The following is a 15577-nucleotide window of genomic DNA, read 5'->3' as shown; positions in this document are numbered from 1 at the left end:
TGTCCAGTGATTTATTCAACCGCCGCCGGACTCGCCGGCATAGGGCACCCGAGCCATCTCCACCAGGTCGCGATTGAAGGTGATCAGGTCCTCCCGATCGAGGTCCGCCAGGCGTGACCGGCCCGTGGCGCGAGCCAGCACCTGCATCAGCTGCAGGGAGGCCCCGAGGAAGCGGGCGAGCCCGGCGCTCCCTGCATCCGGATCCAGGCGCTTGCGCAGTTCCGGATCCTGAGTCGCCACACCTGTTGGGCAGCGATTGGTGTGGCAGATGCGGGCACCCACACAGCCCACTGCCTGAATGGCACTGTTGCCCAGTGCAATGCCATCGGCGCCCAGCGCCAGGGCCTTGACGAAGTCCGCCGGGGTGCGCAGCCCACCGGTGATGATCAGGGTGACCCGCCCGCTCGCACCTCGAAGGTCCAGATAACGTCGTGCGCGCGCCAGTGCGGAGATGGTCGGCACGCTGATGTGGTCCCTGAGCAGGGCCGGCGCGGCCCCGGTGCCGCCACCGCGGCCATCCAGGATCACGTAGTCAGCGCCTGCATCGAGCGCGAAGGCAAGATCCTGTTCAATGTGGTTCGCGGAGAGCTTGAAGCCAACGGGAATGCCGCCGGTGCGTTCGCGGACCGAATCCGCAAAGCGTCGGAAATCGGCGGGCGTTTCCAGGTCCGGGATCACCGGTGGCGACACCGCATCCTGGCCGGTGTTGATCCCGCGCACCTTGGCAATCTCTTCCGAGATCTTCGCGCCCGGCAACACGCCGCCGACACCGGTCTTCGCGCCTTGGCCGCCCTTGAAGTGGAAGGCCTGCACCTTATCGAGTATTTCCTCGGAGTAGCCATAACGCGCCGGCCCCAGTTCGAAGAGGTAGCGCGAGTTTTCGGCCTGTTCTTCCGGCAGCATGCCGCCTTCGCCGGAGCAGATGCCGGTACCGGCCTGTTCGGCGCCTCGCGCCAGCGCGATCTTGGCCTCGCGGGAGAGCGCACCAAAGCTCATGTCCGTGACCAACAGCGGCATCTCCAGACGCAGCGGGCGCCGGGCCTCCGGCCCGATCACCAGCGCGCTGTCCACATCCATATCGCCGGCAAGCGGGCGGCGCGCGAACTGCGCTGTCAGAATCTGAATATCATCCCAGGATGGCATCCGATCCCGCGGCACGCCCATGGCCACCGTGGGCCCCATGGCCCCCACCTCTTCCAGCCCACCTCGCGCGAGGGCATGAATGAGCTCCACGTGGGGTTCCGTCCCGGTGTTGCGCGGTGTGGGAGCGGCATCGTCGCCGGCCTCTTCCGCGTCCTCATCAAGGCCACCAAATTCCTCTCCCACCGCGCTCTCCGGCACCTGTGCGTGGGTGCCATCGCAATAGGGAAGATCGCCCGACTGCTTGCACATGCACAGCCAGTTCTTGCCATCCTTGCGGGGCTTGAAGGCGATCGGCTCGATGCCGGTCCCCTGGTGGGAGCCATCGCAGAAGGGTTGATCGCTGGAGCGCCCGCAACGACAAAAGTAATACTCCTTGTCCTTTTCGAGCGGGACACCCGTGGGTTTTACTGCCGATACGATTGGCTTTGTCATCCAACCCCCTAACAGTGAACTCAGGACGTGCGAGTCGTTTATGCCAAAACGGCCTCACACCACAACGATTCATCAGTTATTGACAGTTCGCAATATCCCTTATAGTCAGGGCCGAGATCGCTCAGGAACATTCTCATGGCTACCACACTGATCATACCTGGCTATCACGGCAGTGAGGCCGAACACTGGCAGACCTAGATGCCAGCTTCCAGACTCACCCCCTGCCTTTGCAGGGGGAGTCAGGTGACGGACTACCCGGAAAGAACCCCGCCACCTGGTTTCGTCCCTGGCTCTTCGCCTGGTAAAGCGCTTGATCGGCGCGTCTGATGAGATCGCGCATCGTCTCGCCAGGAAAGAATTGGGCAACGCCGAGACTGATCGTCACGCGCCCAACCGTCTTGAAGGGCTCGTCCTCGATACGGCGTCGCATGCCCTCTGCCGCCTGAATTGCCTGGTCCAGTAGTATCTCTGGCAACAGGGCGATGAACTCCTCCCCACCCCAACGGGCGAGCGTGTCCGAAGCCCGCCGGCATTGGTCCAGGCGTTGCGCCAGAGCGTACAAGACTTCGTCGCCCACTTCGTGACCAAAGCGATCATTGAGTGATTTGAAATGATCCACATCCAGGAGCATGACGGAGAACGGGTGACCGTAGCGTTCTGCACGCTGCAGTTCCTTTTCCAGCACGCTTTCGAAATGGCGCCGGTTGGGGATGGCTGTCAGGGTATCCTCGAAGGCTTGCCGATGCAGTTCCGTCTCATAGCGTTTTTGCAGGCTGATATCCCTTATCAGGGTTGAAAAACGCAGGGCATCGCCGTTTTCCGGCGGATGCGCCACCACCGTCTGGTGAACGGGTGTTTCTTCTCCCTGAGCATTGATGATCGCCGACTCTACACACCAGTGCCCGGTCTGCAAGGCTGCCGGAAAACCTTCCTTCAGCACCCGCTGAATCGCCCAGTCCGGCTGCAGGTCCTGCAGAGAAACGGGGGCTGGCTCACCCGGCTGCGGGAGACCATCCGGCAGATTCCAGAACGCCAGGCCGGCTCGATTCATGTAATGGATACGGCCATGTTCATCGCAGGAGCATACGATATCCGGCGCCGCTTCCAGGATCTGGACGATCTTTTCCTTCTCCTGCCAGGCATGACGCTGCTCCGTGATGTCCTCTCCAGAGCAGAGCACCGCCTCGGGGAGTCCGCGTTCATCCCGCAGGGTCACAGCCGTCCAACGAATCCAGCGTTTCTCTCCGGTGCGCGTGAGGATAGGGGAATCCATCCTGGACTCATGAAGCCGCAGGATATGATTCGTCATCATGGCGTTGAATCGTGCCCGCATGTCATGGCGATAACGCTCGGGCACAAACTGCTCAAACCAGTCCAGGCCGACTATGGACCGCGCATCGCATTTCAGGGTGCTGCAGGCGCGCTGATTGGCCATTTCGATGATGCCATTTCTCCCCAGGGTCAGCATGATCACCCCGGCAGTGTTCAGATACGCCTTGGCGCGTTGCTGGGCTTGATGGGCCTGTTGTTCAGCACGCTTGATCTGGCTGATATCCACGTGGGTGCCCATCAGTCGCTGGGGCTGGCCTTCATCATCATATTCGATGACCTGACCGCGACCCTGTACCCACGCCCAGCCACCATGGGAACATTCATAGCGAAACTCGATGGTGAAACGGTCGTTTCCTGCCAGCTGACGACGCCACTGTTCGTCCACGTCCTCCAGATCATCGGGATGAACCATGGCCCGCCACTGGGCATAACTCAAAACACCGGGGGTGTCGGGCGCGTAGCCCAGCATGATCCAGCAGTTGGCGTCCCAATGGATCCGGTCTTCGGCCAGCTCCCATTCCCAGATACCGAATCGTGCCGCCTGTTGAGCGAGGCGGAAGCGCAGTTCCCTACGTCGCAGTTCCTCCTCCTGCCATTTGCGATCGGTGATGTCGTGCACGGTGCCGATCATTTGCAGCGGTCGGCCGGCACCATCAAACTCCACTTTGCCGCGTTCACGGACGATGCGTATCTTCCCATCGGGGCGCAGAATGCGGTGCTCGATATCGTAGGCATCACCCGCGAGCGCGGCATCAACGGCCGCCTGCACCCTGCCTCGATCCTCGGGGTGCACCAATGACATGAACGCCTCATGGGTGGCATGCCAGGCATTGGGAGAAAGCCCAAAAATCCGGTAAACCTCCGGAGACCAACGAATCACGTTCTCCTGGAAATCCGACAGCCAACTGCCCACCTGGGCAATGCGCTGTGCCTCCAGCAGTTCGGTCTCAAGGGAGATGCAGGGGGGAGATCTGGAACCGTCCGATGGTTCAGTACCAACCCCATCGATGCCGCTGTTCGTGTCACCTTCCTGGATTTCCATGACGGTTTTTTGCGGCTCTTGCGGCATCCTGGGATAGCTCTGATAAGGGAAATATCAATCCATGCTCGCTCGATGTTCGCTGTGACATCGGGCTCAAGTGTGGACGTATTCTAAACAGTCTACCCCACACCATGTTGTGGAACCTTGAGCCCACTCAATGTCGGGCGGAGGGAATCCCGGCAACCGGCATCCTTTATGCCAATAGCTCTCGGCCGTCAGCAACGTCTTCATCGGCTCATGGACACAGCGGCGGCGACCTGAGTGAGCATGGCCCGGTCGTGGCCCCCGAGAACCGCGTAATCGATCGACTCGTCGCTCCAGTAGGCGACCGTCTGTGCTCCCTGGCGCGACACGCGCAGCGGGATTTCGGGCATGCCTTCCTCATGCGCGGAAATGAGCACCGATAGGCGCTGACCTTCGGCGTTCTCGTAGATGAACAGCCCGCTCGGCCCGTTCTGCGTTCCCAGGAGCCGCGCGCCGACCACCTCAAGACCCAGGTTATCCAGCTTGGGGCTGTCGACCTTGCGCTGCATCTGCGCTGATAACCAGCCCACCGCCTGCTCCATCTCGTCGGCACGAAACTCCACCGGATATCGATCATCATGGGCGAACACCTGATGGGCCGACAGCGCCTCGGCGACGTAATCCGGGTGATCGGGCACGCTCAGCCGCTCATAGCCCATGTGCGCCCCCCAGCCCAGGACGAAGATGGCCACCGAGGCGGCGAACTGGCCGAGCCTCGGCGAAGCCAGACGTGCATGCCGCTGGCGCTCTGCCAGCCGGCGCGCCAGGTCGCGCTCCAGGGCAGCGGTGCGCAGGTTGGAGTCACCGGTGTCCAGCACGTCGGCAGCGTCGCGGATGAGATTGCGGTGATGCTGCCACTGTGCCGCGGCGTCGGAGAGGGTTTCGTCCCCTGCCAGCCGCGCCTCCACTTCGGCGGCGGCCTCCGGCGATAGGCGGCCATCCAGGTAGGCCTGTAGTTCGGGATCGTGTACGTGATCGGGTATGGGGTCGTCATTGCGTTGCATGATGGTCTCCTCAGGCTGAAAGACTGTCATTCCGGGATTGGGGCTGATCCATGAGTCTGCGCAGGGCCTCGCGGCCGCGGCCAAGCCGCGACATGAAGGTGCCCAGCGGCACATCGAGACTGCAGGCCGCCTCCTTGTAGCTCATACCCTCAAGCGCCACGAGCACGATGGGCGTGCGTTGTGCCTCGGGCAGCTGGTCCAGTGCCGCGAGCACCTGGCGCAGGTCCGCATGATGCGACTGCGTCTCCGGGGAAATCGGCTCGGGCAGATCGGCCGCAGCGGCCTCACGGACCTGCCGGCGACGTATCTCGCTGACATGGGTGTTGTGCAGGATCCGAAAAAGCCACGGACGCAGCGCGGTGCCAGGCTGCCAGGTCTCCGCCCGGGCGATGGCCTTGGTCAACGTCTCCTGCACCAGGTCCTCGGCCGCATCGCGGTTGCGGGTCAGCACCAGCGCGTAGCGGCGCAGGCTCTGGATATGTGTGTGAAGCTCGCTCTTCAGGCTCATGGCGGAACTCCCATCCGGCGCTCGTGATGTCACCCTGCTCGGTGCGTTGTTACGTCATCGTATGAGCGGATAAAACGCGGCACGCTCGGATTTCATCCCTGCCGGATGAGATTTTTTTGCGCGGCCGCCCCGGGTGGGATGAAACCGCGCGCCCGCGCGTTCTCTGGATAAGCATCAACGGACAGGAGCCACCATGTACCAAGATCTGATACCCCAACCCCCAACACTGATGCGACGCCGCAGGGTCTCCTTGCGCGCGCGCATCTTTGGCACGGGTCTGCTCTCCGTGACCAAGCGCAGCACGCTCATGCTGACGATTGCGTTCGGGCTCTACTTCGGCGTGGCGGGCAGCATGATGAACCGGATCGATGCCGACCCGAGCTTCACCCCGCCCACCCCGATCGAGGGGGGAAGCCGCGCGGTGGACATGGCGGCTGCCCTGATCGAGCGCGAGACCATCACCCATCGCTGGAGCCCCAACGACCCATTCTTCTACCCCACGGCCTTTCACATCAACATGCCCAGCTTCCAGAGTGGAATGATGCGAGGGGTGGGCCGTTTCACCCTCGAACTGGAAACCCAGATCGGACGGCTGCGAGGCTCGGGGGCGATTGACAATGATCTTGAACGGGCGGCGGGGCTGTTGCAGTTCCCACCCGATGTCTGGTTGTTCGATCTCAACCAGTCACTCCTGCCCGTGCAGCCGGCCGATGCGCAATACCGGGCCGCTCACGCCGCCCTGATCAACTACAACCAGCGCGTAGCCCGGGGAGAGGCCGTCTTTGAAACGCGCAGCGACGCCCTGGTGATGACCGTGGACCGCATCGCCACCGACCTGGGCTCACGGGCGGCCCGGCTGGATGCCCTGGTGGATACCGACCCATTCATCATCAACTTCACATCCAACCGCATGCTCTACTTCAACAAGGGCATGAGCTATGCGTTCTATCTGCTGCTGCGTGAACTGGGCGAGGACTATCAGAGCGTGATCGCCGCCCACGGACTCGAGCGGGTCTGGGCACAGGCCATCGACAGTCTGCGCCGGGCCTCACAACTGCAGCCGCGGGTGGTGCTCAACGGCAGTGGGGCCAACAGCATTGTCGCCAATCACCTGCAACTGCAGGGGTTCTACCTCAAGCGTGCCGTCCTTCAGCTGGACGAGATCAGCCGCGTGGTGCGCGCCACCCGGTAAAGATGAACACCCCGAGGGAAACACCATCCCTCGGGGTGTTGGCGGCTCAGGACGTCCTACTCGTGCCTGATCACCCGCCGCGACCCACCCGACTTCACCACCTCCAGCACGACGGGACTGACCTGAAGCTCCCTTTGGGCACGGGCCGCCAGGTCTTCCACATCCAGGGCCAGGGTGCGCCGGCTCATGCCGATCCGGCTGAGCTGGCGCTCGGATAGCCGCATCAGGGTGGCGGTGATCACCGCCATATCACGTTTTTCCAGCCAGGACTCGTCGGCCTGGGCATTGCGATGAAACACCCGGCTCCACAGGCCGAGCAACCCATCGCCACAACGCCGCCCCAGGGCGGCGGTGGACGTCTTCATATCGGGCAGATAGCTGAGCATTGCGTTCATGTCCTCGTTCTGGTGCATCCACCCGAAGAACGCTGCTGGCGGGAAGATAATCCCTTCATCTTCCTGCGTGATTGCGTCATGGCTTGATCACTACCGACTCGACCCTCGGGATGAAGCGCCCCCCCTCGCGCGTTCTTATCGACGAACAAGCCAGGCTTCAGCGCGCGCAACGGTTGGCAGCCCGAGCGGGCGCCTTCCTGGCGCGAACAGGTGATCCGGCTGCCCACGGAGACGCATCATGAACCAGTACGCTGACCGCCTTTCAGCAACGCCCCAGCCACTCCTGGAGCGGCCCGCCAGCCGCCCTGTCCAGTTCCCCCTTGGCGTGCATGGGCAAGGGGCAGGCCATGGGCTCCCCGCGCGGCTAACCCGGGAGGCCGATCTTCCCGGCATCGTCGTGGATGCCCACCCACCGCGTCGCGTCCGCCGCCACATTGCCCGTGCAGGTTTCAGCCTGGCCGTCCTTGCGGGGCTGTGGGTGGCGCTCACCGGCGGGACGGCCCAGGGCTGGATGATCGGTGGCCCGGCCATCCTGGCCGCGACGGCGCTGATCTTTCTCTACCCGGCGCCACCACGCTGGCGCCTCTCGCCGGTGGGGGCACTGCGTTTTGGCCCCTGGTTCGCGCTGCGTCTGCTGCTGGGGGCACTCGACGTCGCCCGGCGAGCCCTTGGGCGGCGTCCCCGTCTGGCGCCTGGTTGCCGGGTGTTTCGCACCCGGCTGCCGGAAGGGGCGCCGCGGCTGCTGTTCGCCAACGTCATCACCCTGCTGCCGGGCACCCTGACGGCGGGGCTCCATGACGAGCTCCTGCTCATCCACATGCTGGACACGGACGCCGATCTCGAGGCGCAGCTACGTCCGCTTGAGGCCCGTGTCGCCGCCCTCTTCAGGCTGCGCACGGTGCCCCCACACCTGGCCCTGGAGAACACCCCATGACCCTCGCACTCTCCATCATCGCGCTGGTGCTGCTCGCCTCGATCCTCGCGGGACTCGTCCCGGTCCTGCGCGGACCGCAACCGGCAGAGCGCATGCTGGCGGCGCAGCTCCTGGGGACCGCGGCGGTGGCGATCCTGCTGATCCTTTCGCTGTTGATGGAAATGCCCGTGCTTCTGGATGTGGCCCTGGTCTTCGCGCTTCTCGCGGCCATCACCCTGATCTGCTTCGTCGTCGTCACCCGCAGGGAGGATCACTGATGTCCATCGAGCTTCTGGCCCTCGTGCTGATTGCGGCTGGCGCGGCCTTCTTTGTGGTCGGCACCATCGGGCTGCTGCGCTTTCCCGACACCCTGTGCCGGCTGCATGCCCTGACCAAGGCCGATGGGCTGGGCCTGGGCCTCACCTGTCTCGGGGTGGCCCTGCTGGTCGGCTCGGTCGGCGAGATGCTGCGGATCCTGCTGATATGGGGCCTGGTCGCCGTCTCCAGCGCGGTCTCCGGTCATCTGATCGCGGGCCATGTGCTGCGCTCGAACGCCCCGGTCCGGGGACGCTGACATGATCGATCCGCTCCTGCTCTTCGATGTGATCCTCGGGCTCGCCATCGTCTCGCTGGCCGTGACCGTGCTGGTGGTGCGGGATCGGTTCGCGATGATCGTGCTGGTGATCGTGTTCGGGCTGATGAGCGCGCTGGCCTGGGTGCGTCTGGCCGCCCCGGATGTGGCGCTGGCCGAGGCCGCCATCGGCACCGGGCTGACCGGGGCACTGCTGCTCGCCACCTGGCGGCAGGTGCGCACCGAGCCGGAGCGCTGGCCGGCGCTGCCCCGGGGCGTGATGGTGATCAACATGGGGCTTTGCGCCCTTGTCCTCGCCGGGCTGGTCGGGGCCTTTCTGGCCACGCCGCTGGGAACACCCGGGCTGGGCGTGGCGGTCGCGGACAACCTGGCCGACAGCGGCGTGGAGCATCCGGTGACCGCCGTCCTGCTGAATTTCCGTGCCTACGACACGCTGATGGAGGTGGTGGTGTTGCTGGTGGCCGTGATCGCAGTGTGGATGATCGACCGCGGCGTCAGTCAGGCGCCGCAGCCGACACTGGGGCCAGAACTGGGTGATCTTCCTCGCGGCTTCGCCCGCCTCGTGCTGCCGGCGATAACGGTCATCGGCGCCTACCTGCTCTGGGTGGGGACTTCGGCGCCGGGCGGGGCCTTTCAGGGCGGCGCGGTGCTGGCAGCCGTGGGCATTCTGCTGCTGCTCACCCAGCGGTATCAGCCACAGCCGTCGCATCGGCCGCTGGCGCGGGGGGTGTTCGTCCTGGGCGTGGCGGGCTTTGCCGCCGTGGCGCTGCTGGTGGCCGGCGGGGGACGGGTGCCGTTCGAATACCCGGCCGATCACGCCAAAACCCTGATCCTGCTGATCGAGGGACTGGTCACCCTGTCCATCGCCGCGACGCTGGCCGCGCTCTTCCACGGCCGCGAGCCCGAAGCGATCTCTACCCAGGGGGGCCGTTCATGAGTACTGGACTGATCTTCGGCCTGACCGGCCTGGGCGTCTTTGTGGTGGGGCTGTGCGGCGCGCTCGTGCTGGTGGATCCCCTGCGCCGGGTGCTGGCCCTGAAGCTGTGCTCGGTGGGGGCCGGTTTCATGCTCGTGGTCGCCGCCTGGAAGGCGCCGCCCGAGGCCCCTGATCCGGTACCGCATGCCCTGGTGATCACCGGGATCGTGGTGATGATCAGCGCCACCGCCGTGGCCCTCGCCCTCATCCGTCGCCTGCACACCCTGGAGCACGAGCACCATGATTGAGATGCCGGCCATCGACTGGCTGACCGCCGTCGTCTTCGCCCCACTGGCAGGCGCGATACTGGCCTTCCTGCTGCCCCGCCAGGCCCATTGGGTGGGTGTGGGCGCGGTCGTGCTCACCGCGCTGATGGCCAGCGCGCTGGTGCTGCAGGTGCTGACCGAGGGGGCTGTGGTCACACCCTTGGGCAACTGGGGGGCACCGCTGGGGATCGATCTGCGGGCCGATGGCTTGAGTGCGACACTGATGGCCATGACCACGGGGGTCGGGTTGCTGGTCAGCCTCGGCGCGCTGAATAGCTACGCCCATCACCGCGCCCCGGAGCGCATGCGTCGTTACTTCTGGCCCCTGTGGCTGTTGTTGCTCAGCGGTCTCAATGGCGTCTACCTCTCCACGGACCTGTTCAACCTCTACGTGATGCTGGAGGTGATTTCCCTGGCCGCCGTCGGGCTGACGGTGCTTTCGGGCCGGATCGAGGCGGTGCGCGCGGGGCTTGAGTACATGTATGCCTCGATCCTGGGGGCACTGCTGTTCCTTCTGGGCGTGGGGTTCGTGTATCTGGAACTCGGCCGGCTGGACTTTGCGGGGCTGCTGGCGGCCCCGCCATCCCCCGCGCTGGGGGCCGCGCTGGCGCTGATGGTCGCGGGGCTGGCGCTCAAGACGGCCCTGTTCCCGCTCCACGTGTGGCTGCCCCAGGCCCACGCCAATGCCACCGCGCCGGCCTCGGCACTGCTCTCGGCGCTGGTGGTCAAGGCATCGCTCTATATCGTGCTGCGCCTGGCGCAGTACCTGCTGCCACTCTCGGAGGTGCTGGTCGCGCTCATCGGACTGCTGGGGGTGGGTGCGATCCTGTGGGGCTCGATCCAGGCGCTGCGCGCCGAACGGCTGAAGCTGCTGGTGGCCTGGTCCACGGTGGCCCAGATCGGGCTCGTCTTTGTGGCCTTTGCCCGTGCCGGCGCCGACGGAGTGGCGGAAAGCTGGAAGGCCGCCGCGCTGCTGATGCTGGCCCATGCCATCGCCAAGGCGGCGATGTTCCTGGCCGCCGGGCGCATCAAGGAGGAGATCGGCCATGACCGCATCCGTGAACTCGACCGCTCCCCGGTGCGCCCCACCCTGGCGCAGCTCAGCTTTGCCCTGGCCGCCATCAGCCTGGTGGGCCTGCCACCTAGCCTGGGCTTTGCGGGCAAGTGGATCCTGATGGAAGGGGCGATGACCAGCGGATACTGGCACTGGATCGCGGTGACCATGATCGCGACCATGTTGAGCGTGGCCTATTTCTCCCGGGTTCTCACCGGCTTCCTGCGCTTCGACCGGCAGCGCACCACCGTGGGTGAGCATCAGGGCTGGGCGCTGGCCGACGCGGCACCGCTGACTCTGGCCCTGTGTGCGCTCGGCCTCGGCCTGCTGGCCGCGCCGATCCTGGCCTTCATGAACATCGGCTATCCCTTCGGCGGTGCGCCATGAACAACGCTTCGCTGTTGCCGCTGATCATTCTGCTCATCCCGCTGTGCGCGGCCCCCGTATTGCTGGCATTGCCCGAGCGCAGTGCCGGCCTGCGCACGGCCATCAATCTGGGCGCGGCCCTGGTCAAGGTCCTGCTGGTGGCCTGGCTGAGCTGGAAGGTGAGTCAGGGCGTGATCTACGACCTGCGGTGGACGGTGCTGCCGGGGCTGGACCTCAACCTTCAGGCCGATCCGCTGGCCATCCTGTTCATTGCCCTCTCGGCGGTGCTGTGGCTGATCACCACGGTGTATGCGGTGGGCTACCTGGAGAAGGGTCCGCACCGGGCACGCTTCTTCGGGTTCTTCAGCCTCTGCGTGGCCGCCACGGTGGGGATCGCGCTGGCGGGCAATCTGTTCACGTTTCTGCTGTTCTACGAGATGCTTACCCTGGCCACCTACCCGCTGGTGATCCATTACGGCACCGCCGCGGCGCTGCGGGCGGGGCGCATCTACCTGATCTACACCCTGGGCGGGGGACTGGTGCTGCTGCTGGGCACACTCGGGCTCTGGGTGCTGGCGGGCAGCACCGATTTCGTGCCCGGCGGCATCCTGGAAGGGGTTGCCGAAGACACCCCCCTGGCCGCGCAACTGCTGTTCGCCGTGCTCATCATCGGGCTGGGAGTGAAGGCGGCGATGGTGCCGCTGCACAGCTGGCTGCCCGTTGCCATGGTGGCCCCGGCGCCGGTGTCCGCACTGCTGCACGCGGTGGCGGTGGTCAAGGCCGGCGCCTTCGGCATCATCCGCGTGGTCTATGAGGTCTACGGGATCGAGACGGCCCAGGCCCTGGGGCTGACCACCGCGCTGGCCGTCCTGGCCGCCATCACCATCCTCTACGGCTCGATCCGCGCGCTGGGCCAGGACGACATCAAGCGCCGCCTGGCCTGGTCCACCGTCAGCCAGGTCAGCTACATCGCCCTGGGCGTCGCGCTCGCCAGCCCCATTGCGGCCATGGGCGCGCTCGCCCATCTGATTCATCAGGGCATCATGAAGATCACCCTGTTCATGGTGGCGGGCAACCTGGCCGAGGGGCTGGGCATCAAGCAGGTCAGCCGGATGAACGGCGTGGGCCTGATCATGCCGGGCTCGATGGCGGCCTTCACGCTGGCCGCACTGGGCATGATCGGCCTGCCGCCATTGGCGGGATTCGTGAGCAAATGGTATCTGGCCGCGGGTGGGCTCGATGCCGGGCAAGGCTGGGTGATCCCCCTCCTGCTGGGATCCAGCCTGCTCAATGCCGCCTATTTCCTGCCCATGCTCCACCGGGCCTGGTTCAGGCAACCGGACGCCGCGCCGCAGGATGCGCCGGTCCGTCGGCCCATCGGCTGGATGCTGGCCGCGCCGCCCACGGCCACCGCCGCCCTGGTGTTGGTGGCCGGGGGCCTGGCCAATGCGCCCTTCAGCCCGCTTGAATGGACCCGCTTCATCGTCACCCTGGAATATTCGGCGGAGGCATTCTGATGAAGATCGTGTTTATCCTGCCCCTGTTGCTGCCCACCCTGCTGGCCATGCTGATGGTGTTTCCGGCGGCGCGGCCCTTCATCTGGCGGCTGATGCCGCTGGCGGCGCTGCCGGCCCTGTTGCTGGCACTGCTGGCTCCCGTACCGCTCGGTGTGCGCGGCGATTGGTTGCTGATGGGGGCTTCCTTCGGGCTGGATGAGGTCTCGCGGCTGTTCCTGGGTTTCACCGCGCTGTTGTGGATCGCGGCCGGGGCCGCAGCGCGGGAATGGTTCAGCGGCACGCCGGGCGAGCGCGGCTTCGCGGTATGCTTCCTGCTGGCGATGACGGGTAATCTGGGACTGATCATCGCCCAGGATGCCCTCGGTTTTTACGCCTTCTTTGCGCTCATGAGCTTCGCCTCCTATGGACTGGTGGTGCAGGCCCGCTCGCAGGCAGCCTTCGAGGCGGGCCGGCTGTACATCGCCTTCGTCATCCTGGGGGAACTGGCCCTGTTTGCCGGCCTTGCGCTTGCCGCCAGCGAGGCGGGCTCACGGCTGCTGGCAGATCTGCGCAGCGCCGAACTCTCGGGGCTCAGCGCATCCCTTCTGCTCCTGGGCTTTTCCGTCAAGCTCGGCATCATGCCGCTTCACTTCTGGCTGCCACCGGCCCACGGTGCGGCCCCGGTGCCCGCCAGCGCCGTGCTGTCGGGGGCCATGATCAAGGCCGGGCTCTTCGGTATGCTGGCCACCCTGCCCCTGGGCACGCAGGCACTGCCCGACCACGGCACGGTGATGATGGCGACAGGGCTCGTCACCATCTTTGCTGCGGTGCTGCTGGGGCTGAGCCAGGACAACCCCAAGACGGTGCTGGGCTTTTCCAGCGTCAGCCAGATGGGATTGATCGCGCTGGGACTGGGGGCCGGGCTGATGGCACCCGCCGCCTGGCCGGCGCTGCTGGCGGTGCTGGTGTTCATGGCAGCCCATCATGCCCTGGCCAAGGGCGCCCTCTTTCTCGGCGCCGGGCTGTTCGGTGCCCAAACAGGGCAGAGCGGGCGCGTGCTGGCCCTCATCATCGTGGCCGTGCCGGCGCTGGTGCTGGCGGGCGCACCCGCCACCTCTGGTGCCCTGGCAAAGGAGGCGCTGAAATCGGCCCTCGCGGACGGATCCGAGGCCTGGCTTCCCTGGCTGATCGTGGGGCTGACGCTGTCGGGGCTGGCCACCACCCTGCTCATGGCACGCTTTGGCATCACCCTGTGGCGCAAGCCCCCGGCCGCCCCGTCCATTGCCGTTCCCGAGGGGTTGGTTCTGTCGACCCTGGGTCTGGTCATGGCGGCGGCGGCGCTTCCATTCATCTGGCCCACAGCCGCCGGCCCCCTCGCCGCGCCCATCAGTGCAGCGGGACCGACCGAGACGTGGCCGCTGCTTCTGGGCGCGACGCTAGCCCTGGGTGCATGGATTCGTGCCCGTGCCCTTGCGGTCGGGCCACAGGTGTTCCGGGATCAAATCGCCCGCCCCTTCGTGCGGGTCGCCAAGGGTGCCGAAAAGTTCGTCGCCCGCCAACGCCGCGCCGCAGCGCGCATCGGGCGCCGTGCCCCGGCAATCGTCGGAGAGCGTGCCAGCCACTGGCGGCTCGGCCATACTGCGGTGGCTGCGCTGATCGTCATGGTGCTGATCATCGAAGCAAATGGTTGGAAATGAGTACCTATGACGTTTCGCTCTCAGAGGTCTTGGGATCCTCGTCGTGGACCACCATCTCACGGTATCCATGCCACATGGCGAAGCCAATCCAGGGAAAAACCAGGATCAGCGCGATGAGTGCAGTCAGCACCGACAGGCCGAACAATGCGGTGATCAATGCTGCCCAAGCCAGCATGGGTATCGGATTTCGGCTGAGCACTTTCAGGCTGATCGCCATGGCGTCCACAACCCCTGCGCGACGATCCAGCATCGCAGGTACCGTGACCACGCTCAGCGCGAAGGCAGCGACGGCCAAGGCCGCCCCAGCCACCACGACCCCAATCAGGGAAACGATGCCGCGGGTAGTGGACAGCATGGTGCCAAGCAACTCGCCCAGGCTCCCTGGTTGCCCAAGCACACCCACATTCATGACGCCGATCCATAGGGCCATGTAGCCGGTCCAGATGAGGAACATGGCAGCCAGCATTGCCGCAAACAGCCACAGGGACGAGCCCAGCGCCGGTAAGGCTCGAAAGCTTTGTGGGATGCTCAGATTGCCCTGATCACCATGCTCCAGTTGTCGAGCGAGTTCATTCACTCCCACCGCCAATGCAGGCCCCACCAGCAGAAATCCGGATATCAACGCCATGGTGAGCCATGGTTGGCCCCAGGTGAGCCAGAGAATCCCCAGCCCGAGGGCAGCAACCAGCAACCCGTGAGCCAACCCTGCCGGTGCCCGCCAAAGATCCTTCCATCCCTCTACAAGCCATCGCAGGGGGGCATCGCCAGATATTCGTCGAACGGGCGGCGTACCGCTGTCCAAGGTCTGCCGTGGTTGAATTTCGTCGGAATCTTCCGGATACCGGCGCTTGATCAGGTTGTCCACGATGACATCTCCTTTGGCTCGGCTCGGGTCAGTGTTGGCCCTCAACTTAACCTAGCAGATCACTCAGAAGATTTCTGTCGATGACCACGCCGAACGACAATTCAGGAAGGAGTGGACGACCCGGAACGGGTGTCATTAGCCTGCATGGACAGGCGTGCCACGGCAAAAGGCTACCGATCGGTGGGGATGGGAGGAAAAGGGTACTGACAAGAGACAGTCCTTCGTGGGCGAGGACTGGAACCAGATGGGGTCTTGAGGTGCTGGCGAAGGAATGGCCCGG

At 65.2% G+C, this 15577-nt stretch carries 15 protein-coding genes; 9 read left to right on the top strand and 6 right to left on the bottom strand.

Features of this window, described 5'->3' with window-relative positions; all coding sequences use genetic code 11:
• Positions 1–15: 15 nt before the first annotated feature.
• The 4 genes from ECTHA_RS0110600 to ECTHA_RS0110585 form a co-directional block, all read right to left on the bottom strand.
• Entirely contained in the window at positions 16–1575 is a 1560-nt protein-coding gene (locus ECTHA_RS0110600; protein WP_025280877.1) for a glutamate synthase-related protein, read from the bottom strand.
• 214 nt (positions 1576–1789) lie between these two features.
• A complete protein-coding gene (locus ECTHA_RS0110595; protein WP_025280876.1) occupies positions 1790–3949 on the bottom strand; it encodes a diguanylate cyclase in 2160 nt (719 codons plus the stop codon).
• Positions 3950–4176: 227 nt separating this feature from the next.
• Positions 4177–4977, bottom strand: a complete 801-nt coding sequence (locus ECTHA_RS0110590) for an anti-sigma factor family protein (RefSeq protein WP_128571850.1) — start codon at positions 4975–4977, stop codon at positions 4177–4179.
• A 10-nt stretch (positions 4978–4987) separates the two neighbouring features.
• A complete protein-coding gene (locus tag ECTHA_RS0110585) occupies positions 4988–5485 on the bottom strand; it encodes a sigma-70 family RNA polymerase sigma factor (RefSeq protein ID WP_025280874.1) in 498 nt (165 codons plus the stop codon).
• A gap of 193 nt (positions 5486–5678) precedes the next feature.
• Here ECTHA_RS0110585 and ECTHA_RS0110580 point away from each other — a divergent pair, with 193 nt between their 5' ends.
• Positions 5679–6677, top strand: coding sequence for a DUF2333 family protein (locus ECTHA_RS0110580; protein WP_025280873.1), 999 nt, complete (start codon positions 5679–5681; stop codon positions 6675–6677).
• 56 nt (positions 6678–6733) lie between these two features.
• Here the strand turns inward: ECTHA_RS0110580 and ECTHA_RS0110575 are convergent, their stop codons facing one another.
• The gene (locus ECTHA_RS0110575; RefSeq protein ID WP_128571849.1) at positions 6734–7072 is read right to left on the bottom strand and encodes a hypothetical protein; all 339 of its coding nucleotides are present in this window, start codon (positions 7070–7072) and stop codon (positions 6734–6736) included.
• Positions 7073–7310: 238 nt separating this feature from the next.
• On the opposite strand from ECTHA_RS0110575, the gene ECTHA_RS19055 reads away from it, so the two are divergent.
• Genes ECTHA_RS19055 through ECTHA_RS17985 form a run of 8 tightly spaced genes read left to right on the top strand, consistent with a single transcriptional unit; the run spans position 7311 to position 14432 of the window.
• Positions 7311–8006, top strand: coding sequence for a Na+/H+ antiporter subunit E (locus tag ECTHA_RS19055; RefSeq protein WP_025280871.1), 696 nt, complete (start codon positions 7311–7313; stop codon positions 8004–8006).
• Positions 8003–8263: an MrpF/PhaF family protein gene (locus ECTHA_RS0110565; RefSeq protein ID WP_025280870.1), complete on the top strand. Its 261-nt coding sequence runs from the start codon at positions 8003–8005 to the stop codon at positions 8261–8263. The genes ECTHA_RS19055 and ECTHA_RS0110565 overlap by 4 nt, the downstream gene beginning before the upstream one ends.
• On the top strand, positions 8263–8559 hold the full coding sequence (locus ECTHA_RS17990; protein ID WP_174411995.1) for a cation:proton antiporter: 297 nt from the start codon (positions 8263–8265) through the stop codon (positions 8557–8559). The genes ECTHA_RS0110565 and ECTHA_RS17990 overlap by 1 nt, the downstream gene beginning before the upstream one ends.
• Position 8560: 1 nt before the next feature.
• Positions 8561–9514, top strand: coding sequence for a hydrogenase subunit MbhD domain-containing protein (locus ECTHA_RS0110555; RefSeq protein WP_025280868.1), 954 nt, complete (start codon positions 8561–8563; stop codon positions 9512–9514).
• A complete protein-coding gene (locus ECTHA_RS0110550; protein WP_025280867.1) occupies positions 9511–9801 on the top strand; it encodes an NADH-quinone oxidoreductase subunit K in 291 nt (96 codons plus the stop codon). Before ECTHA_RS0110555 ends, ECTHA_RS0110550 begins: the two co-directional genes overlap by 4 nt.
• Positions 9794–11260: a complex I subunit 5 family protein gene (locus ECTHA_RS0110545; RefSeq protein WP_084306927.1), complete on the top strand. Its 1467-nt coding sequence runs from the start codon at positions 9794–9796 to the stop codon at positions 11258–11260. The genes ECTHA_RS0110550 and ECTHA_RS0110545 overlap by 8 nt, the downstream gene beginning before the upstream one ends.
• A complete protein-coding gene (locus tag ECTHA_RS0110540; protein ID WP_025280865.1) occupies positions 11257–12756 on the top strand; it encodes a complex I subunit 5 family protein in 1500 nt (499 codons plus the stop codon). Before ECTHA_RS0110545 ends, ECTHA_RS0110540 begins: the two co-directional genes overlap by 4 nt.
• Complete coding sequence (locus tag ECTHA_RS17985; protein ID WP_025280864.1) at positions 12756–14432, top strand: complex I subunit 5 family protein; 1677 nt, start codon at positions 12756–12758, stop codon at positions 14430–14432. Before ECTHA_RS0110540 ends, ECTHA_RS17985 begins: the two co-directional genes overlap by 1 nt.
• A gap of 4 nt (positions 14433–14436) precedes the next feature.
• Here the strand turns inward: ECTHA_RS17985 and ECTHA_RS0110530 are convergent, their stop codons facing one another.
• Positions 14437–15297, bottom strand: a complete 861-nt coding sequence (locus tag ECTHA_RS0110530) for a DUF2189 domain-containing protein (protein WP_025280863.1) — start codon at positions 15295–15297, stop codon at positions 14437–14439.
• Positions 15298–15577: the final 280 nt, after the last annotated feature.

This window comes from Ectothiorhodospira haloalkaliphila ATCC 51935 (genome assembly GCF_000633935.1).
Classification (GTDB): domain Bacteria; phylum Pseudomonadota; class Gammaproteobacteria; order Ectothiorhodospirales; family Ectothiorhodospiraceae; genus Ectothiorhodospira; species Ectothiorhodospira haloalkaliphila.
This window is presented reverse-complemented; position numbering and strand designations above follow the sequence as displayed.